This is a genomic window from Streptomyces sp. NPDC031418, from assembly GCF_055581605.1.
In genome coordinates this window covers 283,691-306,899 of sequence record NZ_JBVIJC010000007.1, presented here as the reverse complement: position 1 = coordinate 306,899, position 23,209 = coordinate 283,691, and the positions used below count along the sequence as shown (strand labels likewise).

Annotated in this window: 16 protein-coding genes and 1 pseudogene; 6 read left to right on the top strand and 11 right to left on the bottom strand. The window is 71.3% G+C overall.

Annotated elements, in window-relative coordinates:
- Positions 1–9: 9 nt before the first annotated feature.
- The 4 genes and pseudogenes from mmsA to ACZ5CZ_RS12300 all read left to right on the top strand — a co-directional run.
- Positions 10–1,587 (top strand): multiple monosaccharide ABC transporter ATP-binding protein, encoded by a 1,578-nt coding sequence (gene mmsA, locus ACZ5CZ_RS12315; RefSeq protein ID WP_385844794.1) that lies wholly within the window; start codon positions 10–12, stop codon positions 1,585–1,587.
- Entirely contained in the window at positions 1,584–2,828 is a 1,245-nt protein-coding gene (gene mmsB, locus ACZ5CZ_RS12310) for a multiple monosaccharide ABC transporter permease (protein ID WP_385844793.1), read from the top strand. The genes mmsA and mmsB overlap by 4 nt, the downstream gene beginning before the upstream one ends.
- 60 nt (positions 2,829–2,888) lie before the next feature.
- On the top strand, positions 2,889–4,049 hold the full coding sequence (locus ACZ5CZ_RS12305; protein WP_468941938.1) for an aldose epimerase family protein: 1,161 nt from the start codon (positions 2,889–2,891) through the stop codon (positions 4,047–4,049).
- Between the two features lie 102 nt (positions 4,050–4,151).
- Positions 4,152–5,807 (top strand): annotated as a pseudogene (locus tag ACZ5CZ_RS12300) (pyridoxal phosphate-dependent aminotransferase); the annotation flags it as partial.
- A 767-nt stretch (positions 5,808–6,574) separates the two neighbouring features.
- Here ACZ5CZ_RS12300 and ACZ5CZ_RS12295 read toward each other — a convergent pair.
- The 10 genes from ACZ5CZ_RS12295 to ACZ5CZ_RS12250 form a co-directional block, all read right to left on the bottom strand.
- On the bottom strand, positions 6,575–7,234 hold the full coding sequence (locus ACZ5CZ_RS12295) for a DUF4360 domain-containing protein (protein WP_385844790.1): 660 nt from the start codon (positions 7,232–7,234) through the stop codon (positions 6,575–6,577).
- A gap of 180 nt (positions 7,235–7,414) precedes the next feature.
- Positions 7,415–8,395, bottom strand: a complete 981-nt coding sequence (locus tag ACZ5CZ_RS12290; RefSeq protein WP_385844789.1) for a ribose-phosphate diphosphokinase — start codon at positions 8,393–8,395, stop codon at positions 7,415–7,417.
- Positions 8,392–9,474, bottom strand: coding sequence for an alkene reductase (locus ACZ5CZ_RS12285; RefSeq protein ID WP_468941934.1), 1,083 nt, complete (start codon positions 9,472–9,474; stop codon positions 8,392–8,394). The genes ACZ5CZ_RS12290 and ACZ5CZ_RS12285 overlap by 4 nt, the downstream gene beginning before the upstream one ends.
- A gap of 17 nt (positions 9,475–9,491) precedes the next feature.
- Positions 9,492–10,433 carry a pseudouridine-5'-phosphate glycosidase gene (locus tag ACZ5CZ_RS12280; RefSeq protein WP_468941931.1) on the bottom strand — a complete coding sequence of 314 codons (942 nt, stop codon included), beginning with the start codon at positions 10,431–10,433 and terminating at the stop codon, positions 9,492–9,494.
- Positions 10,430–10,684, bottom strand: coding sequence for a tautomerase family protein (locus ACZ5CZ_RS12275; RefSeq protein WP_385844785.1), 255 nt, complete (start codon positions 10,682–10,684; stop codon positions 10,430–10,432). Before ACZ5CZ_RS12275 ends, ACZ5CZ_RS12280 begins: the two co-directional genes overlap by 4 nt.
- A 114-nt stretch (positions 10,685–10,798) precedes the next feature.
- The gene (locus ACZ5CZ_RS12270) at positions 10,799–14,629 is read right to left on the bottom strand and encodes a non-ribosomal peptide synthetase family protein (RefSeq protein ID WP_468941927.1); all 3,831 of its coding nucleotides are present in this window, start codon (positions 14,627–14,629) and stop codon (positions 10,799–10,801) included.
- A 32-nt stretch (positions 14,630–14,661) separates the two neighbouring features.
- The gene (locus ACZ5CZ_RS12265; protein ID WP_385844782.1) at positions 14,662–15,579 is read right to left on the bottom strand and encodes a DMT family transporter; all 918 of its coding nucleotides are present in this window, start codon (positions 15,577–15,579) and stop codon (positions 14,662–14,664) included.
- The gene (upp, locus tag ACZ5CZ_RS12260; protein ID WP_385844816.1) at positions 15,576–16,223 is read right to left on the bottom strand and encodes a uracil phosphoribosyltransferase; all 648 of its coding nucleotides are present in this window, start codon (positions 16,221–16,223) and stop codon (positions 15,576–15,578) included. Before upp ends, ACZ5CZ_RS12265 begins: the two co-directional genes overlap by 4 nt.
- Positions 16,224–16,339: 116 nt before the next feature.
- Positions 16,340–17,023 carry a phosphoribosylanthranilate isomerase gene (locus ACZ5CZ_RS12255; protein ID WP_468941923.1) on the bottom strand — a complete coding sequence of 228 codons (684 nt, stop codon included), beginning with the start codon at positions 17,021–17,023 and terminating at the stop codon, positions 16,340–16,342.
- An 82-nt stretch (positions 17,024–17,105) separates the two neighbouring features.
- Entirely contained in the window at positions 17,106–17,732 is a 627-nt protein-coding gene (locus ACZ5CZ_RS12250; protein WP_468941920.1) for a nitroreductase family protein, read from the bottom strand.
- Between the two features lie 159 nt (positions 17,733–17,891).
- On the opposite strand from ACZ5CZ_RS12250, the gene ACZ5CZ_RS12245 reads away from it, so the two are divergent.
- Together ACZ5CZ_RS12245 and ACZ5CZ_RS12240 are read left to right on the top strand one after the other, a co-directional pair.
- Positions 17,892–18,380 (top strand): MarR family winged helix-turn-helix transcriptional regulator, encoded by a 489-nt coding sequence (locus ACZ5CZ_RS12245; protein ID WP_385844778.1) that lies wholly within the window; start codon positions 17,892–17,894, stop codon positions 18,378–18,380.
- Between the two features lie 124 nt (positions 18,381–18,504).
- Positions 18,505–21,459, top strand: a complete 2,955-nt coding sequence (locus ACZ5CZ_RS12240) for a glycoside hydrolase family 35 protein (RefSeq protein WP_468941916.1) — start codon at positions 18,505–18,507, stop codon at positions 21,457–21,459.
- Here ACZ5CZ_RS12240 and arfA read toward each other — a convergent pair.
- Positions 21,446–22,960 carry an arabinosylfuranosidase ArfA gene (arfA, locus tag ACZ5CZ_RS12235; protein WP_468941913.1) on the bottom strand — a complete coding sequence of 505 codons (1,515 nt, stop codon included), beginning with the start codon at positions 22,958–22,960 and terminating at the stop codon, positions 21,446–21,448. The two genes, ACZ5CZ_RS12240 and arfA, sit on opposite strands and share 14 nt — an antisense overlap.
- Positions 22,961–23,209: the final 249 nt, after the last annotated feature.

The following is a 23,209-nucleotide window of genomic DNA, read 5'->3' as shown; positions in this document are numbered from 1 at the left end:
GGCACGACCATGGCGGGACCCGTCCTGGAAATGCGCTCGATCGTCAAGACCTTTCCCGGTGTCAAAGCGCTGTCGGACGTCTCACTGACCGTCCGTCAGGGCGAGGTCCACGCCATCTGCGGAGAGAACGGCGCCGGCAAGTCGACCCTGATGAAGGTCCTCTCCGGCGTCCACCCGCACGGCACCTACGAGGGCGAGATCCTCTTCGAGGGGGAACTCTGCCGCTTCAAGGACATCCGGGCGAGCGAGCAACACGGCATCGTCATCATCCACCAGGAGCTGGCGCTGGTGCCGTACCTCTCCATCGCGGAGAACATCTTCCTCGGCAACGAGCACGCCACGCGCGGGCTCATCAACTGGCGGGCGACCCTGCGGCACGCCACCGAGCTGCTGCGCCGGGTCGGACTCGACGAGCACCCGGAGACCCGCGTCGCCGACATCGGCGTGGGCAAGCAGCAGCTCGTGGAGATCGCCAAGGCGCTGTCGAAGGAGGTGAAGCTGCTCATCCTCGACGAGCCGACGGCGGCGCTGAACGACGAGGACAGCGGCAAACTCCTCGATCTGATCCTGGAGCTGAAGAACCAGGGCATCACCTCGATCATCATCTCCCACAAGCTCAACGAGATCCGCCGGGTCGCCGACTCGGTGACGATCATCCGCGACGGGCGTTCCATCGAGACGCTCGACGTGCGGGCCGAGGGCACGACCGAGGACCGGATCATCAGCGGCATGGTGGGCCGCGACCTGGACCACCGCTTCCCCGAGCGCACCCCGCACGAGCCCGAGGAGGGCGCGGCGCCGGCGCTGGAGATCCGCAACTGGACCGTCCACCACCCCATCGACCAGCAGCGCAAGGTCGTGGACGACGTCTCGCTCAGCGTCCGCAGGGGTGAGATCGTCGGCATCGCGGGGCTGATGGGCGCCGGCCGCACCGAACTCGCGATGAGCGTCTTCGGCCGCACCTACGGCCGGTACGCGGGCGGCACGGTCCTCAAGGACGGCGTCGAGATCCGTACCAAGACCGTCGCGGAGGCGGTGGACCACGGCATCGCGTACGTCACCGAGGACCGCAAGCACTACGGCCTCAACCTCATCGACACCATCAACCGGAACATCTCGCTGACCGCGCTGCGGAAGGTCGCCAAGCGGGGCGTGGTGGACGAGCAGGCGGAGCGGCGGGTCTCCGAGGGCTTCCGGAAGTCGATGAACATCAAGGCGCCGACCGTCTTCGAACCGGTGGGCAAGCTCTCCGGCGGCAACCAGCAGAAGGTCGTCCTCAGCAAGTGGATCTTCGCCGGCCCGGACGTGCTCATCCTGGACGAACCCACGCGCGGCATCGACGTGGGCGCCAAGTACGAGATCTACACGGTCATCGACCAGCTGGCGGCCCAGGGCAAGGCGGTCGTCTTCATCTCCTCCGAGCTGCCCGAGCTGCTCGGCATGTGCGACCGCATCTACACGATGGCCGCGGGACGGCTGACCGGCGAGGTGCCCCGGTCCGAGGCCACGCAGGAAGTGCTGATGCGCCATATGACGAAAGACAAGGCGCCCACGGACAACGCAAAGGACGAAGAGGTAACGCGATGAGCACGGACGTCACCGACAAGACCCCGGCCGCCGCGCCGCCGGGCAAGGGCGGATCGGCCGCCGACGAGAGCCTGTTGCAGCTGGTGCTCGGCGGCCTGCGCCGCAACATGCGCCAGTACGGCATGCTGATCGCGCTCGGTCTGATCGTCGTCCTCTTCCAGTTCTGGACCGGCGGCGACCTGCTGCTGCCCCGCAACGTCTCGAACCTGGTGCTCCAGAACAGCTACATCCTGATCCTCGCGATCGGCATGATGCTGGTGATCATCGCCGGGCACATCGACCTGTCGGTCGGTTCGATCACGGCGTTCGTGGGCGCGTTCGCGGCCGTGCTGACCGTGCAGCACCACGTGGCCTGGCCGATCGCCGTGGTGCTGTGCCTGCTGGTGGGCGCCGCGGCGGGCTCCGTACAAGGCTTCCTGATCGCCTATCTCGGCATACCATCCTTCATCGTCACCCTCGCCGGGATGCTGCTCTTCCGCGGTCTGACGGAGATCCTCCTCAAGGGCCAGACCCTCGGCCCCTTCCCGGACGGCCTCCAGAAGATCGGCAACGGCTTCCTGCCCGCGGTCGGCCCGAACACCAACTACCACAACCTCACCCTGCTCCTCGGCCTCGTCCTGGTGGCCGCCGTGGTCTGGCAGGAGGTCCGCGACCGGCGCCGGCAGCAGGAGTTCGCCCTCGACGTGGTGCCGCGCAACCTCTTCCTGCTCAAGCTGGTCGCCCTGGTCGCCGCGATCGTCGCCCTCACCATGCTGCTCGCCAGCTACGACGGTGCGCCGATCGTGCTGATCATCCTCGGTGTGCTGGTGGGCGGCTACGGCTACGTCATGCGCAACTCGGTCTTCGGCCGGCACATCTACGCCATCGGCGGCAATCTGCCGGCGGCCAAGCTGTCCGGTGTGAAGGACAAGCGCATCACCTTCCAGGTGTTCCTGAACATGGGCGTGCTCGCGGCCCTGGCGGGTCTGGTGGTCGCCGCCCGTCTGAACGCGGCCTCGCCGAAGGCGGGCGACGGCTTCGAACTGGAGGCCATCGCCTCCTCGTTCATCGGCGGCGCCTCCATGAGCGGCGGTGTCGGCACCGTGCTCGGTGCCATCATCGGCGGTCTCGTCCTCGGCGTGCTGAACAACGGCATGAACCTCCTCAGCGTCGGCACCGACTGGCAGCAGGTCATCAAGGGCCTGGCCCTGCTGGCCGCGGTCGGGTTCGACGTGTGGAACAAGCGCAAGTCCGGTTCGTAAGTCAGATCGGGCCCCGCCGGAGGAACCGGCGGGGCCCCTCCTTTTACAGGAGCCGCAGTGATGGAACTGAACAGACGCACGGTCATCGCGGGCGCGGCGGCGGCGGGAATCGCCGCCACCTCCCTCGGCCAGGGCACCGCCCAGGCCGCAAGCCGTCCGCAGGACGGCAAGCCGCGGAAGGAGCTCTTCGGCACGCTCGCCGACGGCACCAAGGTGTACCGCTGGTCGCTGGAGAACGGCGGGACCCGGCTGAAGGTCCTCTCCTACGGCGGCATCATCCAGTCCCTGGAGATCCCCGACCGGCACGGCCGGCACGTCAACGTCTCCCTCGGGTACGACAACCTCGACGCGTACGTCAAGGGGACGACCTTCTTCGGCGCCACCATCGGCCGCTACGGCAACCGCATCGCCAAGGGCCGGTTCACCCTGGACGGCACCACCTACCAGCTGTCCGTCAACGACGGCGAGAACAGCCTGCACGGCGGCGCCAAGGGCTTCAACACCAAGGTGTTCGACGTGGAGCCGTTCGTCTCCGGCTCCGACGTCGGCCTGCACCTGTACTACACCAGCGTCGACGGGGAGATGGGCTACCCCGGCACGCTGCGCACGAAGGTCACCTTCACGCTGAACCGGCACGGCGACTGGCGCATCGACTACCGGGCCACCACCGACAAGCCGACCGTCGTCAACCTCACCAACCACACGTACTACAACCTCGCCGGTGAGGGCAGCGGCAGCATCTACGGCCACGAACTCTGGCTGGCGGCGGGCCGGTACACCCCGACCGACAAGGGGCTCATCCCCACCGGCGAGCTGGCGAAGGTCAAGGGCACCCCCTTCGACTTCACCCACCCCAAGCCGGTCGGCCGGGACATCCGCACCGGCCACCCGCAGCTGGTCACCGCCAAGGGCTTCGACCACAACTTCGTGCTCGACAAGGGCGTCACCGCCCACCCCGAGCACGTGGCGACGCTGCGCGACCCCGGGTCCGGCCGCACCCTGAAGATCTACACCGACCAGCCGGGGGTGCAGTTCTACTCGGGCAACTTCCTCGACGGCACCCTGGTCGGCCCCTCGGGTCACACCTACCGGCAGGGCGACGGGCTGTGCCTGGAGACCCAGCACTTCCCGGACTCGCCGAACGAGCCGTCGTTCCCGTCGACCGTGCTGCGGCCGGGGCAGACGTACCGGACGACGACGATCCACCGGTTCAGCGCCTGAAAGCGGCCTCTTCGCGGCTGAGTTGAACGGCTCCGCCGCGGCCCGCGTATCCAAGGGCGGCCCGTGCTCCCCCGCACGGGCCGCCCTTGGACGGAGGTTCCCTTGGCCGGCAACGTCACCTCGTTGTTCCGCGGCACCGGCCCGGTGGACTTCCTTGTGCCGTGCAACCCGTACTTCCCCACCCCGGCCATCTTCGAGGAACTCTCGGCCCGGCTGCACGAGATCCTGGCCTCCGCCCCGAGCGGCGCCGACACCGTCACGGCCGAGCTGTGCGCCCTGCTCCAGCTGCCGCCCGCCTGCGTGGCGATGGGCAACGGCGGCACCGAACTGATCACCTGGATCGACCACCTGCTGGTCCACGAGTCCCTGGCGGTGCCGGTCCCCGCCCTCGGCCGCTGGACCGAGCAGCCGATGGAGACGGGCAAGCGGGTCGACATGTTCCCGCTCCAGGAGGCGAACGGCTTCGCCCTGGACCTCGCCCAGTACGCCGAGTTCATCCGGGCGCGCCGGACCCGGGTGGCGGTGATCTGCAACCCCGGCAACCCCGACGGCGGCGCCGTGTCCAGACAGTCGCTGGTGCGGTTCATGGACGCGATGGCGGACGTCGACCTGGTGGTCGTGGACGAGTCCTTCCTGGAGTTCGCCGACGCGGAGGCCGAGCCGAGCGTGGTCCAGGACGCCATGCTGCGGCCCAACGTCATCGTGCTGCGCAGCCTCGGCAAGAGCGTCGGCCTGCCCGGCGCCCGCCTCGGCTACCTGGTGGCGAACCCGGCCCTGGCCGGCCGTATCCGCGCCATGCTTCCCAAGTGGAACCTCAACTCCCTCGCCGAACACCTGGTGTTCATGCTGCGGGAGTACGGCACCGAGTACGCGCAGGCCCTCCAGCAGATCCGCCGCGACCGGCTGGAGATGGCCGGCCTGCTCGCCGCGCTGCCGGGCCTGACCGTCTACCCGTCCCAGGGCAACTTCCTCTTCGTGCGCCTCCCGGTCGGCGCCGAGGGCACGGTCGTCCGGGACCGCATGCTCGCCGAACACCGGATCCTGGTCCGCGAGTGCGGCGACACCATCGGATCCTCCAGCCGCTTCCTGAGACTCGTGGTGCGCCCCCAGGCCGACGTGCGTCGCCTGGTGTCCGGCCTGGAACAGGTGCTCTACGGGTCCGGGAGGGGAGCCGCCGTACCCGGGCCAAGCACCGGGACCAGCTACAGCTCGGGTACGGCGGCGGTGGACCGGCTGGTCGGCTCGACCAACGGGTCCGGCATACCGGGAGCGGCCGCATCGGCCCGGCCGCTTCCGCCCGCCGCACCCCTTCCGGCCGCCGGCACCGGCATGCCGCTCCCCGCCGCCACCCCACTGGCCGACGGGATGCCGGTGCCTGCGGCGCCTCAGCGGGTGCCTGCGGCGCGTCAGCCGGAACTGGTACCGGGGCCTGCGGTGCGCCAGCCGGAGCTGGCACCGGGGATGCCGATGGCGCCGGCGCCTGCGAGCCCCGAGCCGGTGCTGATGCCTGCGGCAGCCCAGCCGGTGCCGGGGCCGGGGGTCATCCAGCCAGTGGGTATGCCAGCGGCGCCCCAGCCGGTGCCGGTGGCAGCGACAGCCCAGCCGGCGGGGGTGCCTGCGGCGCCCCAGCCGGTGCCGATGCCTGCGGCAGCCCGGCCGGTGGGGGTGTCGGCGGCCATGCAGCCGGTGCCGGGGCCGGGGGCCATGCAGCCGGTGCCGGGGCCGGGGGCCATCCAGCCGGTGGGGATGCCTGCGGCGCCCCAGCCGGTGCCGGTGGCAGCGACAGCCCAGCCGGTGGGGGTGTCGGCGGCCATGCAGCCGGTGCCGGGGCCGGGGGCCATCCAGCCGGTGGGGATGCCGGCGGCGCCCCAGCCGGTGCCCGTGGCAGCCGCGCCCCAACCGGTGCCCGGGGCAGCCGCGCCCCAGCCGGTGCCCGGGGCAGCCGCGTCCCAGCCGATGGGGATGTCGGCGGCCTCCTCATTCGCGCCGGCGCCCGCGGCCTCCCCGCCGATGCCGGTCGCCGCGGCCTCCCGCCTGATGCCGGTCCCTACGGCCTCCCAGCAGGCGGGGGTGGCAGCAGCCCCCCAGCCGGTGCCCGCGGCCCTGGCCGCCCCGGGGCCGCAGTCACCGGGGCAGCAGCCCCTGATGCCCGTCCAGCAGCCCATGGCCCGGGCGCCGCAGGCCATGGCGGCCCCCGCTGGCCAGCCCATGGCCCCGGCACCACCGTCCCGGGCAGCCGCCGCACAGCCCGCGGTTTCCGCCACCCTGATGGCCCCGCCGGCCGCGTCCGCCACGCCCACCCCGCCCGGGGTCCCCGCCCGTGGGGGGCTCACCGCGGCCCAGGTGCGCGGTATGACGGCGCCGGCCCCCCTCTCCGCCCAGGGGCTGACCCCGGCTCCGGCCACCGGCTGGCCGAACGCGCAGAGCTGGCCGGACGCCGCCGGGCTGGACCAGGCCGCCGGATAGCCACGCACCCGGCCCGCGGGGGACACCCCCGCGGGCCGGGGCCTCGGTCGGTGCCTCGGTCAGCCGGCCGGGCACTGCTTCCAGGCCAGGTGGTACACCGTGCTGATGTCGCCGTCGGTCGAGTCCATCGTCATGAAACTGACCTTGCCGGGGGCCGTGCCGCCCGCGTTCACCCGCAGCTCCGTGTTGATGTTGAAGTTGCGGAGCACCCCGCAGGGCGCCCAGACGAGCTGGGCCCAGTCCGTGCTGTCGGTGGCCTGCCAGTCGTCGTTGTAGGGGCCGGTGAAGGGGTGTGTCCTCGGCACCGTGCTGGAGGAGCCCTGGAAGTAGTACGAGGCCCGCTGGGCGGCGCTCGCTCCGGGCTGGAGGGAGAGGAAGCCCCGGTAGTCCGCGCTGGCGACCGCGTAGGTGAAGCCCTGCGGGACATGGACCACCAGGTTGAGCTGGCAGTTCTTGCGGAAGGCCGTGGGGTCCGAATTGCCGCCGGCCTGGGCGAGATAGGAGCTGTAGGTGACCGTGAAGGCCGTGTTGTCCGGGGACACGGCGACCGCGGCCGTGCCCGCCGGACAGCCGGACCCGTTCACCGTGGCCACATCGATGACGATCTTGTCCGGGGGCGGGTCGTCGACCACGGGGGACGAGGCGCGCGCGGGGCTTGCGAGGGCGAGGGTGGTGAGCAGCGCGGCGAACGCGCCGCTCACCAGGGGTCTGCCGGTCATGGCTCTCCCTTTCCGGGTGGGGGGTGGCTGTCGCCCCCGGCCTGTGGAGAATCCATGGACGTGCCGTGAAGGCCGGGAGCGGTCCGCAGCGTACGAGTCGCCGCGGCGAGCCGACAGGCCGCTCCCCGGCCATTCACAGTCCCCTTTTCACACCCGCTCCCTCGCCGGTTCCGCGCTCCGTCACAGCTCCTCGAGGAGGCTCGTCACCGAGCCGTTCTCGAAGATCTCCCGGATCGCCTGGGCGATCAGCGGGGCCACGGACAGCACCTCCACCTTGTCCAGGCCGGTCGCGGCCGCGGTCGGCAGGGTGTCGGTGAAGACGAACCGGCTGACCCTGCTGTTCTTGACCCGGTCGACTGCCGGGCCGGACAGGATGCCGTGCGTGGCGGCGACGATGACGTCCTCGGCGCCCCCGGCGTACAGGGCGTCCGCGGCCGCGCAGATCGTGCCGGCCGTGTCGACCATGTCGTCCACCAGGACGCACACCCGGCCCTCGACGTCGCCGACCACCTCGTGCACGCTCACCTGGTGCGCGACGTCCTTGTCCCGCTTCTTGTGCACGATCGCCAGCGGCACCCCGAGCCGGTCGCACCACCGGTCGGCGACGCGGACCCGCCCGGCGTCCGGGGAGACCACGGTCAGCCGGTCGCGATCGACGAGCCCGGCGATGTGGTCGGCGAGCGTCGGCAGCGCGAACAGATGGTCCACCGGCCCGTCGAAGAAGCCCACGATCTGGTCGGTGTGCAGATCGATGGTGATGATCCGGTCCGCCCCGGCCGCGGTGAGCAGGTCCGCCACCAGCCGGGCCGAGATCGGCTCGCGGCCCTTGTGCTTCTTGTCCTGGCGCGCGTAGCCGTAGAACGGGGCGACCACGGTGATGCTGCGCGCGGAGGCCCGCTTCAGCGCGTCGATCATGATGAGCTGTTCCATGATCCACGTGTTGATCGGGGCGGTGTGCGACTGGACGACGAAGCAGTCCGCGCCGCGCACCGACTCCTCGTGCCGGACGTAGATCTCACCGTTGGCGAAGTCCCGTGCCTGGGTGGGGATCAGGGCCGTGCCCAGCTCGGCGGCGATGCGTTCGGCGAGGGCGGGGTGGGCCCGCCCGGTGAACAGCTGGAGCCTGCGCTCGGCGGTCCGGACGACCGGTCTCGGCTTCACCGGCCGCTGCCCTGGGCGAGCACCGGGTAGTCGGTGTAACCGCGGTGGTCGCCGCCGTAGTACGTCGACTCGTCGGCGGTGTTGAAGGGGCCGCCGGCCTGGATGCGGGCGGGCAGGTCGGGGTTGGCGAGGAACAGCGCGCCGAGCGAGACGGCGTCCGCGAGGCCGTCGTCGAGGACCGCCTGGGCGCTCTGCACACCGGCGGGGAAGGAGTCCGGGGTGGCGTGCGGGTTGACGACGAGACCGCCCTGCCACAGGTCGCGGATCGCCCGGGTCACCGGGCGGCTGACGATCTCGCAGACCTCCAGGAAGGCCAGCTCCGGCAGGGCCGGGACCAGGGCCGCGTAGAGCGCCTCGGTGTCGCCCTCGGCGATGTCGTTGTAGGTGTTGGCGGGCGAGACGCGCACGCTGGTGCGCTCGTTGCCGATCGCCGCGGCGACGGCCTCGGTGACCTCCACGGTGAAGCGGATGCGGTTCGCGAGGGAGCCGCCGTAGGCGTCGGTGCGGTGGTTGGTGTTCTCGGCGAGGAACTGGTGCAGCAGGAAGCCGTTGCCGGCGTGGATCTGCACCCCGTCGAAGCCGGCCTCGATCGCGTTGCGGGAGGCGGTGACGAAGTCCTCGACGGTGGCGGCGATCTCCTCCACCGTCAGCTCGCGCGGGAGCGGGTAGTCCTGCATGCCGTCCGGGGTGAAGCACTGGCCCGCGGCGGCCACCGGGGAGGGCGCGACGGACTGGTGGGCGCTCTCGTAGAGGGAGGGGTGGCCGATGCGGCCGGAGTGCATCAGCTGCACGACGATCTTGCCGCCCTTGGCGTGCACCGCGTCGGTGACGGTGCGCCAGGACTTCACGTGCTCCGGGTGGTGCAGGCCGGGGGTGTTGAGGAAGCCCTGGCCGACCTGGGAGGGCTGGGTGCCCTCGGTGATGATCAGGCCGGCGCCGGCGCGCTGGGCGTAGTACTCGGCCATCAGCTCGGTGGCGTCGCCGCCGGGCGTGGCCCGGTTGCGGCTCATGGGCGCCATGACGAGCCGGTTGGCGAGGGTGATCTTGCCGAAGGAGACGGAGTCGAACAGCGAGGTCATGATCTTCCTTTTCCGGTTCAGGAGGTGGCGGTCAGGTGGCGGGCGTGGGCGGCGGCCAGACGGCCCCCGACCTCCGCCGTGGAGATGAGGACGGCCATGTTGGCCTGGGCGGTGCGGCCCCCGGTGGCCCGGTCGACGGCGTGCATCAGGTACTTGGTGAGGCCCTGGCCGGTGACGCCGTCCCGCTCGGCCTGGGCGAGCGCGTCGGTGATCGCGGCCTCGGCGACGGCGGGGTCGACGGCGTCCTCGGCGCGCGGCGGGGTGGTGACGACGACTCCGCCGGGGTGACCGGTGGCCCAGTGGGTGGTGACGACCCGGGCGATGAGGTCCTCGTCGTCGATGCGGTGCGGGGCCTTCACACCGCTGGAGGCGCAGTAGAACGCCGGGAAGTCGTCGGAGCCGTAGGAGATGACCGGGACGCACTGCGTCTCCAGGTACTCCATGGTCAGCTTGAGGTCGAGGATCATCTTCGCGCCGGCGCAGACCACGGCGACCTTGGAGCGGGTCAGCTGGATCAGGTCGGAGGAGATGTCCATGGTGGTCTCGGCGCCGCGGTGCACCCCGCCGAGGCCGGCCGAGGAGAAGAACGGGATCCCGGCCAGTTCGGCGGCGACCAGCGAGGAGGCGACGGTGGTGGCGCCCCGGCCGCCGCGGGCGAGCACCACCGGCAGGTCCCGGCTGGAGACCTTCGGGATGCCGGACCCGGAGGCGAAGCGCTCGATGTCCCGCTCGGTCATCCCGACCCGGATCGCGCCGTCCTCGACGCAGATGGTCGCCGGGACCGAGCCGCCCTTGCGGACCGCGGCCTCGACCTGCCGGGCGGTCTCGGCGTTGTGCGGGTAGCTCAGTCCGTGCGTGATGACGTTGGACTCCAGCGCGACGACCGGGCGGCCCTCGTGCAGGGCCTCGCGCACCTCTTCGGTGTGGACGAGCGGGATCGCGGGGCTGGTGGGGCTCATCGGTTTCCTTCGGTCGGGACGGGCTCGGAGTAGTGCGGCTGCTTCCACAGCAGGTGGGCCTTGGCCTCGATCTCCGGGGTGTGGACCTCGGTCGTCCACACGGCGGGCTCGACGGGCTCCACGGCGATCGACACCGCGCCCGGTTCGACGCCGAACACCCGGGTGACGGTCCGGGTCAGCGCGGCGGTCAGGTCGGCCTTCTCGGCCTCGGTGAACGTGCGCGGGAAGTGTTTGATGCTGACGTGCGGCACGGCAGCGGACCTTTCGAGTGCGAGGGGGACCCCGCCCCGCGCCGGGGGAAGTCGCGCGGGGCGAGGAGTTTGGGTCGGGATCGTCGGCCGGATCGCGTCAGGATCCGTGCGGGATCACCCGTGGAACGTCACGTGCCGGATGCGGCCGATGAGTTCGTCCACGCCGTGCTGCTTGAGCACGCTGTAGTGGTCACCGTCGAGGTCGATCACCCGGGGCGGGCGGGCGGAGTAGCCGGAGCTGTTCTCCAGGAAGGAGTAGTCGTCGCCGCGCGCCTTGAAGATCGTCACCGGTGCGTCGATCCGGCGCTCCCGCAGTTCGCGGAAGCTGTACTCGAACTCGTAGGTCTCCGCGACGATCCGGGTGATGCGGCGGATCGTGCCCTCGTCGAGGGCGGGCATCCGGTCGTGGACGAAGGAGACGAAGGAGTCCTCGTCCGTGACCCGGCGCAGGCAGGCGTCGACGGCGGGGCCGTGGGCGGTGCCGGCGAAGACGGAGAACAGGATGGTGAGGTAGGCGGGGTTGGCGAAGGAGGCCTCCCGGCCCCAGCGTTCGGCGCCCTTCACCCGTACCTCGGGGTTGCCGGGGCAGATCAGCAGCAGGTTCTCCACCTTCTCGCCGAACTGCTCCAGCTGCCAGGCCGCCTCGAAGGCCACCCGGGCGCCGAAGGAGTAGCCCCACAGGGTGTACGGCCCGGACGGCCGGCTGCGGCGGATCTCCGCCACGTCGGCCATCGCCATCTCCCGGATGGTGGGGTACGGCACCTCGCCCGGGTTGATGCCCTGCGCCTGGACGCCGGTGACGGGGCGGTCCAGGCCGACGCCCTGGGCGAGCAGCCGCAGGTTCATCGGGTAGCCGCCGAGGCCGGGCCAGACGAACACGGGGTTGCCCGCGCCCTCCTGGTGCAGCGGCACCAGCCGGGAGCTGCGGGCCGGGGCGCCGCTGTCGATGCGGGCGGCGAGGTCGGCCAGCTTCGGCGTCTCGAAGATCACCTGGAGCGGCAGTGCGGCACCGAACTCCTTGTTGATCCGGTTCACCAGCGCCACGGCGTGCAGCGAGTTGCCGCCCGAGCCGAAGAACTCGTCCTCGGTGGAGACGCTGTCGGACTTCAGCATCCGGCCCCACTCGGCCGCCAGCCACTGCTCGGTCGGGGTCGCGGGGGCGACGTACACGGCCGAGCCGCGGGCCGTGACGACCTCCGGGAGGGCGGCCGCGGCCTTGGCGTCGATCTTGCCGTTGGCGGTGAGCGGCAGCTCGTTCACCACGACGACCCGCGCCGGGATCATGTAGTCCGGCAGGAACTGGGCGAGATCGTCGCGGATCATCTCGGCCGGTCCCTTGGTGTGCACCGCGTCCTCGGCCATGCCCTCGTGCGCGGCCTGCTCGGGGGTGATGCGGCCGCCGACGAAGAAGTACGAGGCGGGGGCCGGCGGGATCCCGGCCGCGGCGAGCAGGTCGTCCAGTCGCCGGGAGGCGGGCAGCGGGTTGCCGGTCTTCGAGGAGTAGCCGGAGGACATGAAGCCCATGCCGGGGGTGCGCTGGAGGCGGTGCAGCAGGGTGCCGAGCACGATGTAGTGCCGCCAGTCGTCGCTCGCCCGGGAGACCGCGCTGATGCCGAGGGACGACCGTTCGTAGACACCCTGGTTGATGGCGATGACATGACGCCGTTCCACCACCTGCTCGCCGAGCGGCTCCAGTTCGCCGTCCCGGTGCCGGTACAGGCCCGCCGGGAGCCCCGCGACGCGGTCGCCGTGCGCCTGCACGAACAGCTCCACCTCGTCGGGCCGGAGCCGGTCGTGGTACGGGGTGACGGCGAAGGTGCCGAGGTAGTGGTCGTCGGCGTCGGCGTCGAGCCGGGCGGCGACCGAGGCGTCGAAGCCCTCCGGTTCGATGGTCAGGCCGTGCCGGGGCAGCACCTCTTCGAAGACGCCGAGCATGTGCCCGGTCTCGAACTCCAGCACCTCCACGATGTTGTTCTTGTAGACGGGCTCGATGGCCTGCCGCCTGCCGAGGAAGTGCACCTTCAGGGGCGAGCCGCCGCTGCCGGCCGCGTCGCCGACCCGGACCAGGGTGTGGTCGACGGGGTGGTGGTAGTAGACGCCGGACAGGCCGAACAGGCCGTCGGTCTCCAGGTACAGCTGGGTGGCGTACAGGGCGCCCGGCGAGGCGTAGACGTACTTGGGCAGCAGCCGCTCGGCGCTGCGGAACGGGCCGAACCAGCGCAGGATCGTGCCGAGTTCGCCGAGCGTGAGGTCGCCGGGGGTGCGCGGGGCGGCGGCCTCGGCGGGGCGCGGGGCCAGCAGGGCGCGCACGTCGTCGACGGTCGTCGGGCCGCCGTCGTAGAAGCGGTAGGTCTTGCGGGCGAAGGCCGTGCGGCGCTGCTCCTCGGTGCCCTCGGCGCCGGGCAGCGCGGTGACGGGCCGGCCGGCCAGCCGCTCCGGCGGGCGCAGGCCCGGGTTGGACAGCTGGGCCTTGACCTGGAGCTTGGACGCCTTCGACTGGTGGTGGGCGGCGTCGTCGCGGCCCTGGTCCATGACCGCGGCCGTACGCTCGTTCAGCTCCACCGCGGCGACCAGGGTCCGGCCGCCGGTGCGGGGGTCGTCGGTGACGACCGCGGCGGCCCGGCGCACCCAGGTGTGCTCCTCGATCCGGGAGGCGACCTCCTCCAGCTCCACCCGGTAGCCGCGCAGCTTGACCTGGTTGTCGGTGCGGCCCATGAACTGGATGGTGCCGTCCGGGTTCCACTGGGCGAGGTCACCGGTGCGGTAGAGGCGCTCGGTGGGGTTGAACGGGGAGACGAGGAAGCGTTCCCGGGTCACCTCGGGCAGCCCGATGTAGCCGCGGGCCACCTGGACACCGCCGATGAACAGCTCGCCGCTCTCGCCGATGTCCACCGGCTGCCGGTTCTCGTCCAGGATGTAGCAGGTGACGTTGTCGGCGGGGACACCGACGGGGAGGATCGCGGGGGACGACTCGTCCAGCGCGTCCGGGTCCACCCAGTGGGAGGTGGCGTTGATGGTCGTCTCGGTGGGGCCGTAGAGGTTGACCAGGGAGACGCCGGGCAGCGCCTGGAAGAGTTCCTGGGCGAGGGCCCGGGTCAGCGCCTCGCCGCCGGAGAAGACCCGGGTCAGGGAGGTGCAGGCGCCGAGTTCCTCGGTGTCCACCAGGGCCTGGAGCAGCGTCGGGACGCCCTGGAGGGCGGTCACCCGGTGCTCGCAGATCATGGTGATGATGCCCTCGGGGTCGCGGTACAGGCCGGGGCCGCCCATCACGACCCGGGAGCCGACCGCGCAGGCGAGGATCTCCCACTGGGCGGCGTCGAAGCTCATCGGGGTCTTCTGGAGGATGGACACCTCGGGGCCGAGGTGTCCGCAGTTGTCCAGCCAGCGCAGCTGGGAGACGATGCTGCGCTGCTCGATCATCACGCCCTTGGGTTTGCCGGTGCTGCCGGAGGTGTAGATGACGTAGGCGAGCTGGTCGCCCTGCGGTAAGGCGTCGGGGGCCGGGGCACCGGCGGCGGGGCAGTCGTCCAGGGTGACGACGGCGGTGCCCTCGGGGACCAGCCGGCCGAGCCGCTCGCGCAGCCGCGGCTGGGTGACGACGACCCGGGCGCCGGAGTTCTCGAGCATGTACCGCAGCCGGGCCTCGGGGTAGTCGGGCGACAGCGGCAGATAGGCGGCGCCGGCGGTGAGGATGCCCCACACACCGGTGACCAGCTCGGCGGAGGGTTCGGTGTAGAGGCCGACGCAGGTGTCCGGTACGACGCCGAGCGCGGTCAGGCGGGAGCCGAGGCGGTCGGCCTCGGTGGTGAGTTCACGGAAGGTGAGGTCGCCGCCGGCCGCGGTGACCGCGATGTCGTCGGGGCGCAGCCGGGCCTGGTGGTCCAGCAGGCTGCGCAACGACGCGTGCTTGAAGAACACGCCGGATATAGGTGCCTGGGTGTTCATGTTCTGTGTGTCCCCCCGAACGGTTTGGTGGCCTAGACCCGGCTCGTGGCACGGGTCGTAGGCGCCTTTGATGTGGTGTCTCTCTTACGGGTGCGGCTGCGGGGCTGGGCGAGGACGACGGCACCGATCACGGCGGCGCCGCCGAGCAGCTGGAGCGGGCGCAGGGTCTGATCGAGGAAGAGGTAGCCGAGGACGGTCGCGCACAGCGGCGAGGCGAAGGACAGGAAGGACGCGGCGAGCGCGGGCAGCTTGGACAGTCCGCGGAACCACAGCACGTAGGCGATGAGCGCGCCGATGATGCAGAGGTAGGCGAAGCCGCCGATGTTGCGCCAGGTGAGGTGGTCCGGCAGGTCCTCGCTGGCGAGGGTGACGGGCAGCAGGGCCAGTCCGCCGACGGTGAGCTGCCAGCCGGTGAAGGTCAGCAGATTGACGCCCTCGGGGCGCCCCCACTTCTTGGTCAGCACGATGCCGGAGGCCATGCACAGGGCGCCGAGCAGGCCCGCCAGGACGCCGATGCCGTCGAGGCCGGCGTGCGGCTGGAGCACGAGCAGGGCGACACCGGCGGCGGCCAGCAGACAGGAGGCGATGTGCAGCGGCCGGATGCGGTCCTTCAGCAGGACGGCGCCGAGCAGGAGCACGATCATCGGCTGGATGGACATCACCAGCGCGGCCACTCCGCCGGGCAGGTGGTAGGCGGCGAGGAAGAGGAAGTAGAAGAACGCGCCGATGTTCAGCACGCCGAGCACGACGGCCCGCCACCACCAGATGCCCTGGGGCAGTTTCCGGGTGACCAGCAGCAGGATCAGGCCGGCCGGCAGCGCCCGCAGGGTGGAGGCCAGCAGCGGCCGGTCCGGGGGCAGGAACTCGGTGGTGACGAGGTAGGTGGAGCCCCAGACGGCGGGGGCGAGGGCGGTGACCGCGGAGGTCGCCGCGAGGCGTTGACTGCTCACTTCTTGGCTCCGGAATCGGTGGTCCCGAAGAAGCGGTCGCCGAAGTCGCCGATGCCGGGGATCATGAACGCGTGCTCGTTGAGCCGGTCCTCGATCGCGCTGGTGACGATCTTCATGCGGGGCCGTTCCTGGGCGACCCTGCGCAGTCCTTCGGGGGAGGACAGGAAATTGACCATGACGATGTGCTCCTCGCGCACCCCGGCGTCGATCAGCACGTCGACGGCGGCGAGCGCGGATCCGGCGGTGGCCAGCATGGGTTCGAGCAGCAGCACATGGCGCTCGGCGATGTCGTCGGGCAGGTGCTTGTAGTACAGGTGCGGCAGCTTGGTCCGCTTGTCGCGCTGGATGAGGATCTTGCCGATGCGGATGCCGGGGTGGATGTCGCGGAGTTCGCTCTCCATGGCCTCGCCGGCGCGGATGACGGGCACCGCGCAGATCTTCGAGGCGAACTCGAGTCCGTGGTAGGTGGCGCCGACCGGGGTGGTGACCTCCTTCTTGGTGAACGGCAGGAGGTCGAGGCCGTGTTCGAGCAGCAGGCGGATGACCCGGCGCGCGTAGAAGACGAACTCGGCGCGGGGGCAGTCCCGGTCCCGGATGATGGTGTGGATGGCGCGCAGCTGGTCGGTCTGCGGGATGAGATGCACGTTGTGGCCCGTGGTCACGTCGGACTCCTCGGGGTCGGCTGTCGACGGGTACGCGGGTGACGGGGGGCGCCCGGATCGTGTCGCGCGCGCGGCCGGGCGCCCACCCGGCGGGATGCTCAGCCGATCTCGTCGAAGGCCCGGCGGGCCTCGGCGACGAACTTCGCGACCTTGGCGCGGTCCTTGCGGCCGTCGGGGCCCTCCAGGCCGGTGTGCGCGTCGACCGCGGCGGGCCGGACCGCGCGGATCGCGTCGCCGACGTTCTCCGGGTTGAGACCGCCCGCCATCATCAGCGGCTTGGGCGAGCGGCGGACCAGTTCGGCGGAGACGTTCCAGTCGTGGGTGAGTCCGGTGGCGCCCTTGGCTCCGGTCCTCGGGTCGAAGGTGTCCGTGATGTACATGTCGACGTACGGGTGGGTGTCGTCGACCAGCTTCAGCAGTTCCTCGGCGTTGTCCTGCTTGACCACGAGGGACTTGAGCACGAACAGGTCGGACCGCAGCTCCTTCAGCCGGCGCAGCTGGCCGGTCTCCACGTCTCCGTGCAACTGGACGGCGACGACGCCGAGTTCGGTGCAGAACTCGCTGATCTCGTCGGCCTCGGTGAGGTAGCTGATGAGCACGCCGGCGTGCGGGGCCTTCAGGCCCTTGATGATGGCGGCGGCGTCCTGCTCGGGGATGTCGTCCTTGCCGGACGGCAGGCGCAGCGCGAAGCCGAGCCAGTCCGCGCCCTCCCCGATGATCAGGTCGGCTTCGTCGGCGTCGATGACACCGGCGACCTGGACGAGCTTGTTGACAGTGGTCATGTGACCATTCCCCCCTGTGGGACGCGCGGGTGCGCGTGATGTGCGGATGTACCGTGCCGGTCCCCTACCGGCCGTACGTCTCCTACCGGCCGTACGTCTCCTGGTGGACCGTCAGCTCGGTGCTGCGGCGGCCGGGGTGGAGCCGGGTCTCGGCCGGGCGGCCGAGCGGCATGAGCAGGGCGATGTGCAGGTCGTCGCGGTCCGGGATGCCGATGGCCCGCTTGACCTCGGCCTCGTCCCAGCCGCCCAGCGGGCTGGTGGCCAGCCCGGCGGCGTGCGCGGCGATCATCAGGAAGGACGCGGCGATCATGGCGTCCTTGACGGCGTACTCGCGTTCGAGGCCGCGCCGGCGCGGGTCCTCGTAGAAGGCGCGCACGTCGTCCGGCGAGGCCGCGGCGAACCGCTCCGACCACGCACCGCTGCGCCGCGCCTGCTCCCAGATGTCGCCGCGGTCCTCGCGCCAGGAGCCGGACTCGGCCACGAAGACCAGGGTCACCGGGGCCTCCTGCGGGTGCGGCTGGCCGCCGGTGGCCGCGGTGAGCGCCTTGCGGCCCTCCTCGCCGGCCACGACCACGATCGACCGGGACTGGAGATTGAAGCTCGACGGCGCTTCCAGGGCGAGTTCCACCAGTTCCCGCAGCAGCTCGGCGGGCACGGGATCCGGCAGGTAGTGACGGATGCTTCGCCGGGAGCGGATGATTCGGGACACGGTGGCGTGGTCCGCGGAAGGAATACCCACAGCTAGACCCCCCATCTTTCGACGTCGAACTATCTGGCATCGAAAAGGTATGACACCCTCTAGCCTGGGGTCAAACAGTTCCACGTCGAATTAATCTCGATGAAGCAAAGTGAAGGTGAGGTGACCAACATGCGCGACAGCGTCGACGAGTTCCTCGACCAGTGGGCCGCCCAGCGCAAGGACCTGGATCTCGACGCGATGGGCGCGATCGGCCGGGTGCTGCGTCTGTCCCGGGTGGTCAGCACACAACTGAAGGACTACTTCGCGCAGTACGGCATGGAGACCTGGGAGTTCGATGTGCTCGCCACGCTCCGCCGCAACGGCCGGCCGCTCACGGCCAAGGAGCTGGCCGCCAGCGTCATGATCGGATCGGCCGCGCTGACCAACCGCATCGACCGCCTCGTCGGCCGCGGCCTGGTCACCCGCGAGGCCGTCCCCGGGGACCGGCGCAGCCTGCACATCGCCCTGACCGACGAGGGCCGCGAGCTGGTCGACACGACCGTGCAGGGACATGTGCGCAACCAGCGCAGAATGCTCTCCGGCCTGGACGAGCAGGAGGCCGAGGAGTTCAACCGGCTGCTGCGCACCCTGCTGGTCTCCCTCGGCGACGTCCGCTGAGCCGAGCGGCACCGCACCGCGGGTGATCATCCCGCGCCGAGCTCCTCCCGCGTCCGCCGCGGGGCGCCCCCATGTGGACAATGACCTGACCCGCGCCCCGTAAGATCGCCCGGGAGGATCCACCTTGGCGCTCAGCAGACGTACCTTCAGTGCCCTTGCCGGCTCCGCCGCGCTGGGGCTCGTCCTCGACGGCAGCGGCGGCACCGGTACGCCCACGGCGTACGCGGCGCACAGTGTGCCGACCGGCCCGGCGCCCGCACCGCCGAGGGCCGACGGAGCACGGCACACCATCGGTTACGACCGCTACTCGCTGCTCGTGGACGGGCGGCGGCTGGTGGTGTGGTCCGGTGAACTGCACCCCTTCCGGCTGCCGAGCCCCTCGCTGTGGCGGGACGTGCTCCAGAAGATGCGGGCGCACGGCTACAACGCCGTCAGCATCTACGTGGCCTGGAACTACCACTCCCCCGCTCCCGGGAGCTACGACTTCACCGGCGTCCGGGACCTCGACCTGTTCCTGCGCACGGCCGCCGAGACCGGGCTGTACGTCATCCTGCGGCCGGGGCCGTACATCAACGCCGAGGTGGACGGCGGCGGCTTCCCCGGCTGGCTCACCGCGACCCCGGGCACGGCCCGCACCGACGACCCGGAGTACCTGGCGCACGCCGACGAGTGGCTGACCCAGGTCAACCGCATCGCCCGCAGGCACCTGTTCACCCAGGGCACCGGCACCGTCCTGCTCTACCAGCTGGAGAACGAGTACGACGCCCACGTCCAGGACGGCGTCGGCGCCCGCTACCTGTCCCACCTGTACCGGAAGGTGCGGGCGGACGGCATCGACGTCCCCCTCTTCCACAACGACAAGGGGCGCAACGGCTACTGGACGCCGGGCTCCTTCGACACCGGCGGCGAGCGGGGCGGCTGGCTGTACGGCTTCGACGGCTACCCCTCGCCCGAGCGGACCCCGCCGGACTGGGGGCTGTTCGGGCCCGGCGGGCCGAAGGGCGGGGCCAGCGCCTCCCCGCACACCCCCGGCTTCGTGCCCGAGTTCGGCGGCGGCTGGTTCGACCCGTGGGGCGGGGCCTGGTTCGACGGCAAGGGGTATGCCGAGGCGCGGCGCACCCGGGACGCCGCCTACGAGCGCCGCTTCTACCTGACCAACCTCGCCAACGGCCTCACCCTGCACAACGTCTACATGACCTTCGGCGGCACCTCCTGGGGCTGGCTGCCCGCGCCGGTGGTCTACACGTCGTACGACTACGGCGCCGCGATCGACGAGGCGCGCACGGTGACCGACAAGATCGCGCCGATGCACCAGATCGGTCATCTGCTTCAGCGCGTCCCCGACTTCGCCAAGCTGGACCGGGCGGCGGACGTGACGGCCGAGGGCCTGAAGGTCTACCACCTGGCCAACCCGGACACCGGCGCCCATGTGTACGTCGCCCGCAACGACGGCACCGACCCGGTCACCACCGATCTGCCCACCGTCGAGGGCAGGCTGCGGATCACCGTGCCCGGCCGGGACGCCAAGCTGATCACCGCCGGCCTCGCGCTGGGCGGACGGACGCTGAAGTACGCCAATGTCTCGCCGGTGTTCTGTGTGCGGGCGGGCCGGCAGAACGTCGCCCTGTTCGCCGGGCGGAGCGGCGAGATGGCCGAGGTGGTGCTGAAGGCCCCGGTCGAACCGGACGCCCTGCGGATGGACCCGGAGGCCGCCTGGGGCTACGACGGCGAGGCGCTCCATGTGAACGCGCCGCTCGGCAAGGACGGACTGACCCGGGTGCTGGTGCGGCACGGCGAGACCGAGACCCCGCTGCTGATCCTCTTCGCCGACGACGCCGCCTCCGTCCGGGTGTTCCCGTACGACACCCCGTCCGGCACCCTGCTGGTGTACGGCCCGACGCTGCTGCGGCACGCCGAGATCAGGGGCGGGGAGGTGCATCTGACCGGTGACCTCACCGGCCCGACGGCCATCGAGGTGTGGGGCCCGCGCGGGATCGGCAGCGTGGTGTGGAACGGCCGCCCCCTGGCCACCCGGGCCACCGCCTCCGGCAGCCTGCTGACCGACGGTGTGCTGCCGGGCGTCCCGGAGCTGCGGCTGCCGGAGCTGGGCGGCTGGCGGATGCGCCGGGAGAACCCGGAGGCCGGCCCCGGCTTCGACGACTCCGGCTGGCGGGCCGCCGACCGCAGGACGTCGTACAGCACCACCCCCGTCCCGGCCGGGCAGCCGGTGCTCTTCGCCGACGACTACGGCTTCCACTACGGCGACGTCTGGTACCGGGGCACCTTCACCGACTCCACCGGCCTGGAGGAGATCTCGCTCGCCTACAGCACCGGCACCCAGGGCCTGCTGATGGCCTGGCTGGACGGCGAACCGCTGGGCACGCACCGGATGCCCGTGCCGGACAAGGACACCACGATCCGCAAGGGCACCTGGACGGCGACCGCCGTGCTCCCGGTCCGCGCGGCGCTGCGCTCCCCCGGCCGGCACGTGCTGTCGGTGCTGGTCCGGCCGATGCAGCACGACGAGGACGGCAAGGCGCTCGACACCCACAAGGCGGCCCGCGGACTCACCGCGGCCACCTTCAAGGGCGCCGCACCGGACGTCGACTGGCGCATCCAGGGCGCGGCCGCGCCCGACCCGGTGCGCGGGCCGCTGAACAACGGCGGCCTGTACGGCGAGCGGGAGGGCTGGCACCTGCCCGGATTCCGGGACCACGACTGGGAGCCGGTGGCCTTCCCGCGGACCGCCCGCTACCAGGGGGTGACCTGGTACCGCACCAGGTTCCGCCTCTCGGTGCCGGGCGACGTCGACGCGTCGGTCGGACTGACCCTGGACGACGACCCGTACCGGGCCTACCGCGCCCAGATCTTCCTCAACGGCTGGAACCTGGGCCAGTACATCAACAACGTCGGCCCCCAGCACACCTTCGTGCTGCCGAACGGCATCCTGCGCACCCGGGGCTCCAACACCCTCGCGCTGGCGGTCCTCTCGGAGTTCACCACGCTGTCGGGCCCCGGGTCCGTGCGGCTGACGCTGCTCGGCAGCGCGAGCGGCGGCCTGCCGGTCACGCCAGTCTGATCACGTTCCAGGACAGCGGCTCCAGTACGGCGGTGAGGGTGCCGTCCCGCAGGGCGGTGCCCTCGACGGGGTGCGGGGTGACCCGCTCCGGGTCGTCCAGGGTGTTGCGGGCGTCGGGGTCGGCGTCCGCGAGAGCGCTGTGCTCGGTGACGGCCGTCAGGTCCAGCCCGGTGAGCGCGACCTCCAGCGGCATCGCCTCGGTGCGGCTGCGGTTGACGGCGAACACCGTGACCGTGCCGTCGGCCGCGCGGACGGCGGTGGCGTGCAGCAGGTCCGTCTCGCCGTACTTCTTCGTCTCGTACGTCGGCGAGTCGACCCGGACGTCCAGCACCTGGCCCCGGCCGTACTTCGAGGCCTGGGCGAACGGGAAGAACGTGGTCTGCCGCCAGGCCGCGCCGCCCGGCTCGGTCATGATCGGGGCGATCACGTTGACCAGCTGGGCCAGGCAGGCGACGGTGACCCGGTCGGCGTGCCGGAGCAGGGCGATGAGGAGCGAGCCGAGGACGACCGCGTCCGTGACGCTGTAGTTGTCCTCCAGCAGGCGGGGCGCCTCGGGCCAGTCGTCCTGCCCGAGGGTCTTGGAGTACTCCTCCCAGCGGGAGAGGTACCAGACGTTCCACTCGTCGAAGGAGAGGTTGATCTTCTTCTTCGACTTCAGCCTCGCGCCGACGTGGTCGACGGTGGCCACCACGTTCTCGATGAAGGACTCCATGTCGACGGCCGAGGCCAGGAAGGAGTCCACATCGCCGTCGACGGGCTCGTAGTAGGCGTGCAGCGAGATGTAGTCGACCAGGTCGTACGCCTCCTGAAGGACCGTGGCCTCCCACTCGGCGAAGGTGGACATGGCCTGGCTGGAGGAGCCGCAGGCGACCAGCTCGACACCGGGGTCGGCCTGCCGCATGGCGCGGGCGGTCTCGGCGGCGAGCCGGCCGTACTCGGCGGCGGTCTTGTGACCGGTCTGCCAGGGGCCGTCCATCTCGTTGCCCAGGCACCACAGCCGGATGCCGAAGGGGTCCTTGTCGCCGTGGGCCGCGCGCAGGTCGGACAGGGCGGTGCCGGAGGGGTGGTTGGCGTACTCCTGGAGCTCCAGGGCCTCGGCGACGCCCCGGGTGCCCAGGTTCACGGCCATCATCGGCTCGGCCTCGGGGCCGAGCTTCTTCAGGAAGGCGATGTACTCGGAGAGGCCGAACCGGTTCGTCTCCGTGGAGTGCCAGGCGAGGTCCAGGCGGCGGGGGCGGTCCTCGACCGGGCCGACGGAGTCCTCCCACTTGTAGCCGGAGACGAAGTTGCCTCCGGGGTAGCGGACCGCGGTCACGCCGAGTTCGCGGACCAGCTCCAGCACGTCGGTGCGCAGGCCCTCGGCGTCGGCCGAGGGGTGGCCGGGTTCGAAGATGCCGGTGTAGACGCACCGGCCGAGGTGCTCGACGAAGGAGCCGAAGAGACGCGGGTTGACGTCGCCGATCGTGAAAGCGGGGTTCAGGGTGAAGCGGGCGGTGCGCAAGGTTCGCCTCCCGGGCTGGGTGTCGTGTGATGCGTCGGCCGGGTGCGGGTCACTGAGGCGCATCTGTTCGGGATTTCGGCGGCCGCTCGCAACTTCGAACGGGACCGTAGATTCGAACCGGCCGTCCGTCAATGGGGCGAACACAAGCTCACGGCCGGTGCGGTGGCGGATCCGCAGGTCGTTCCCCGTTGAACGATGTCGGGGGGATCGCATGACGCGGGCACATCCGCGCGCGTACTCTCGGACGAG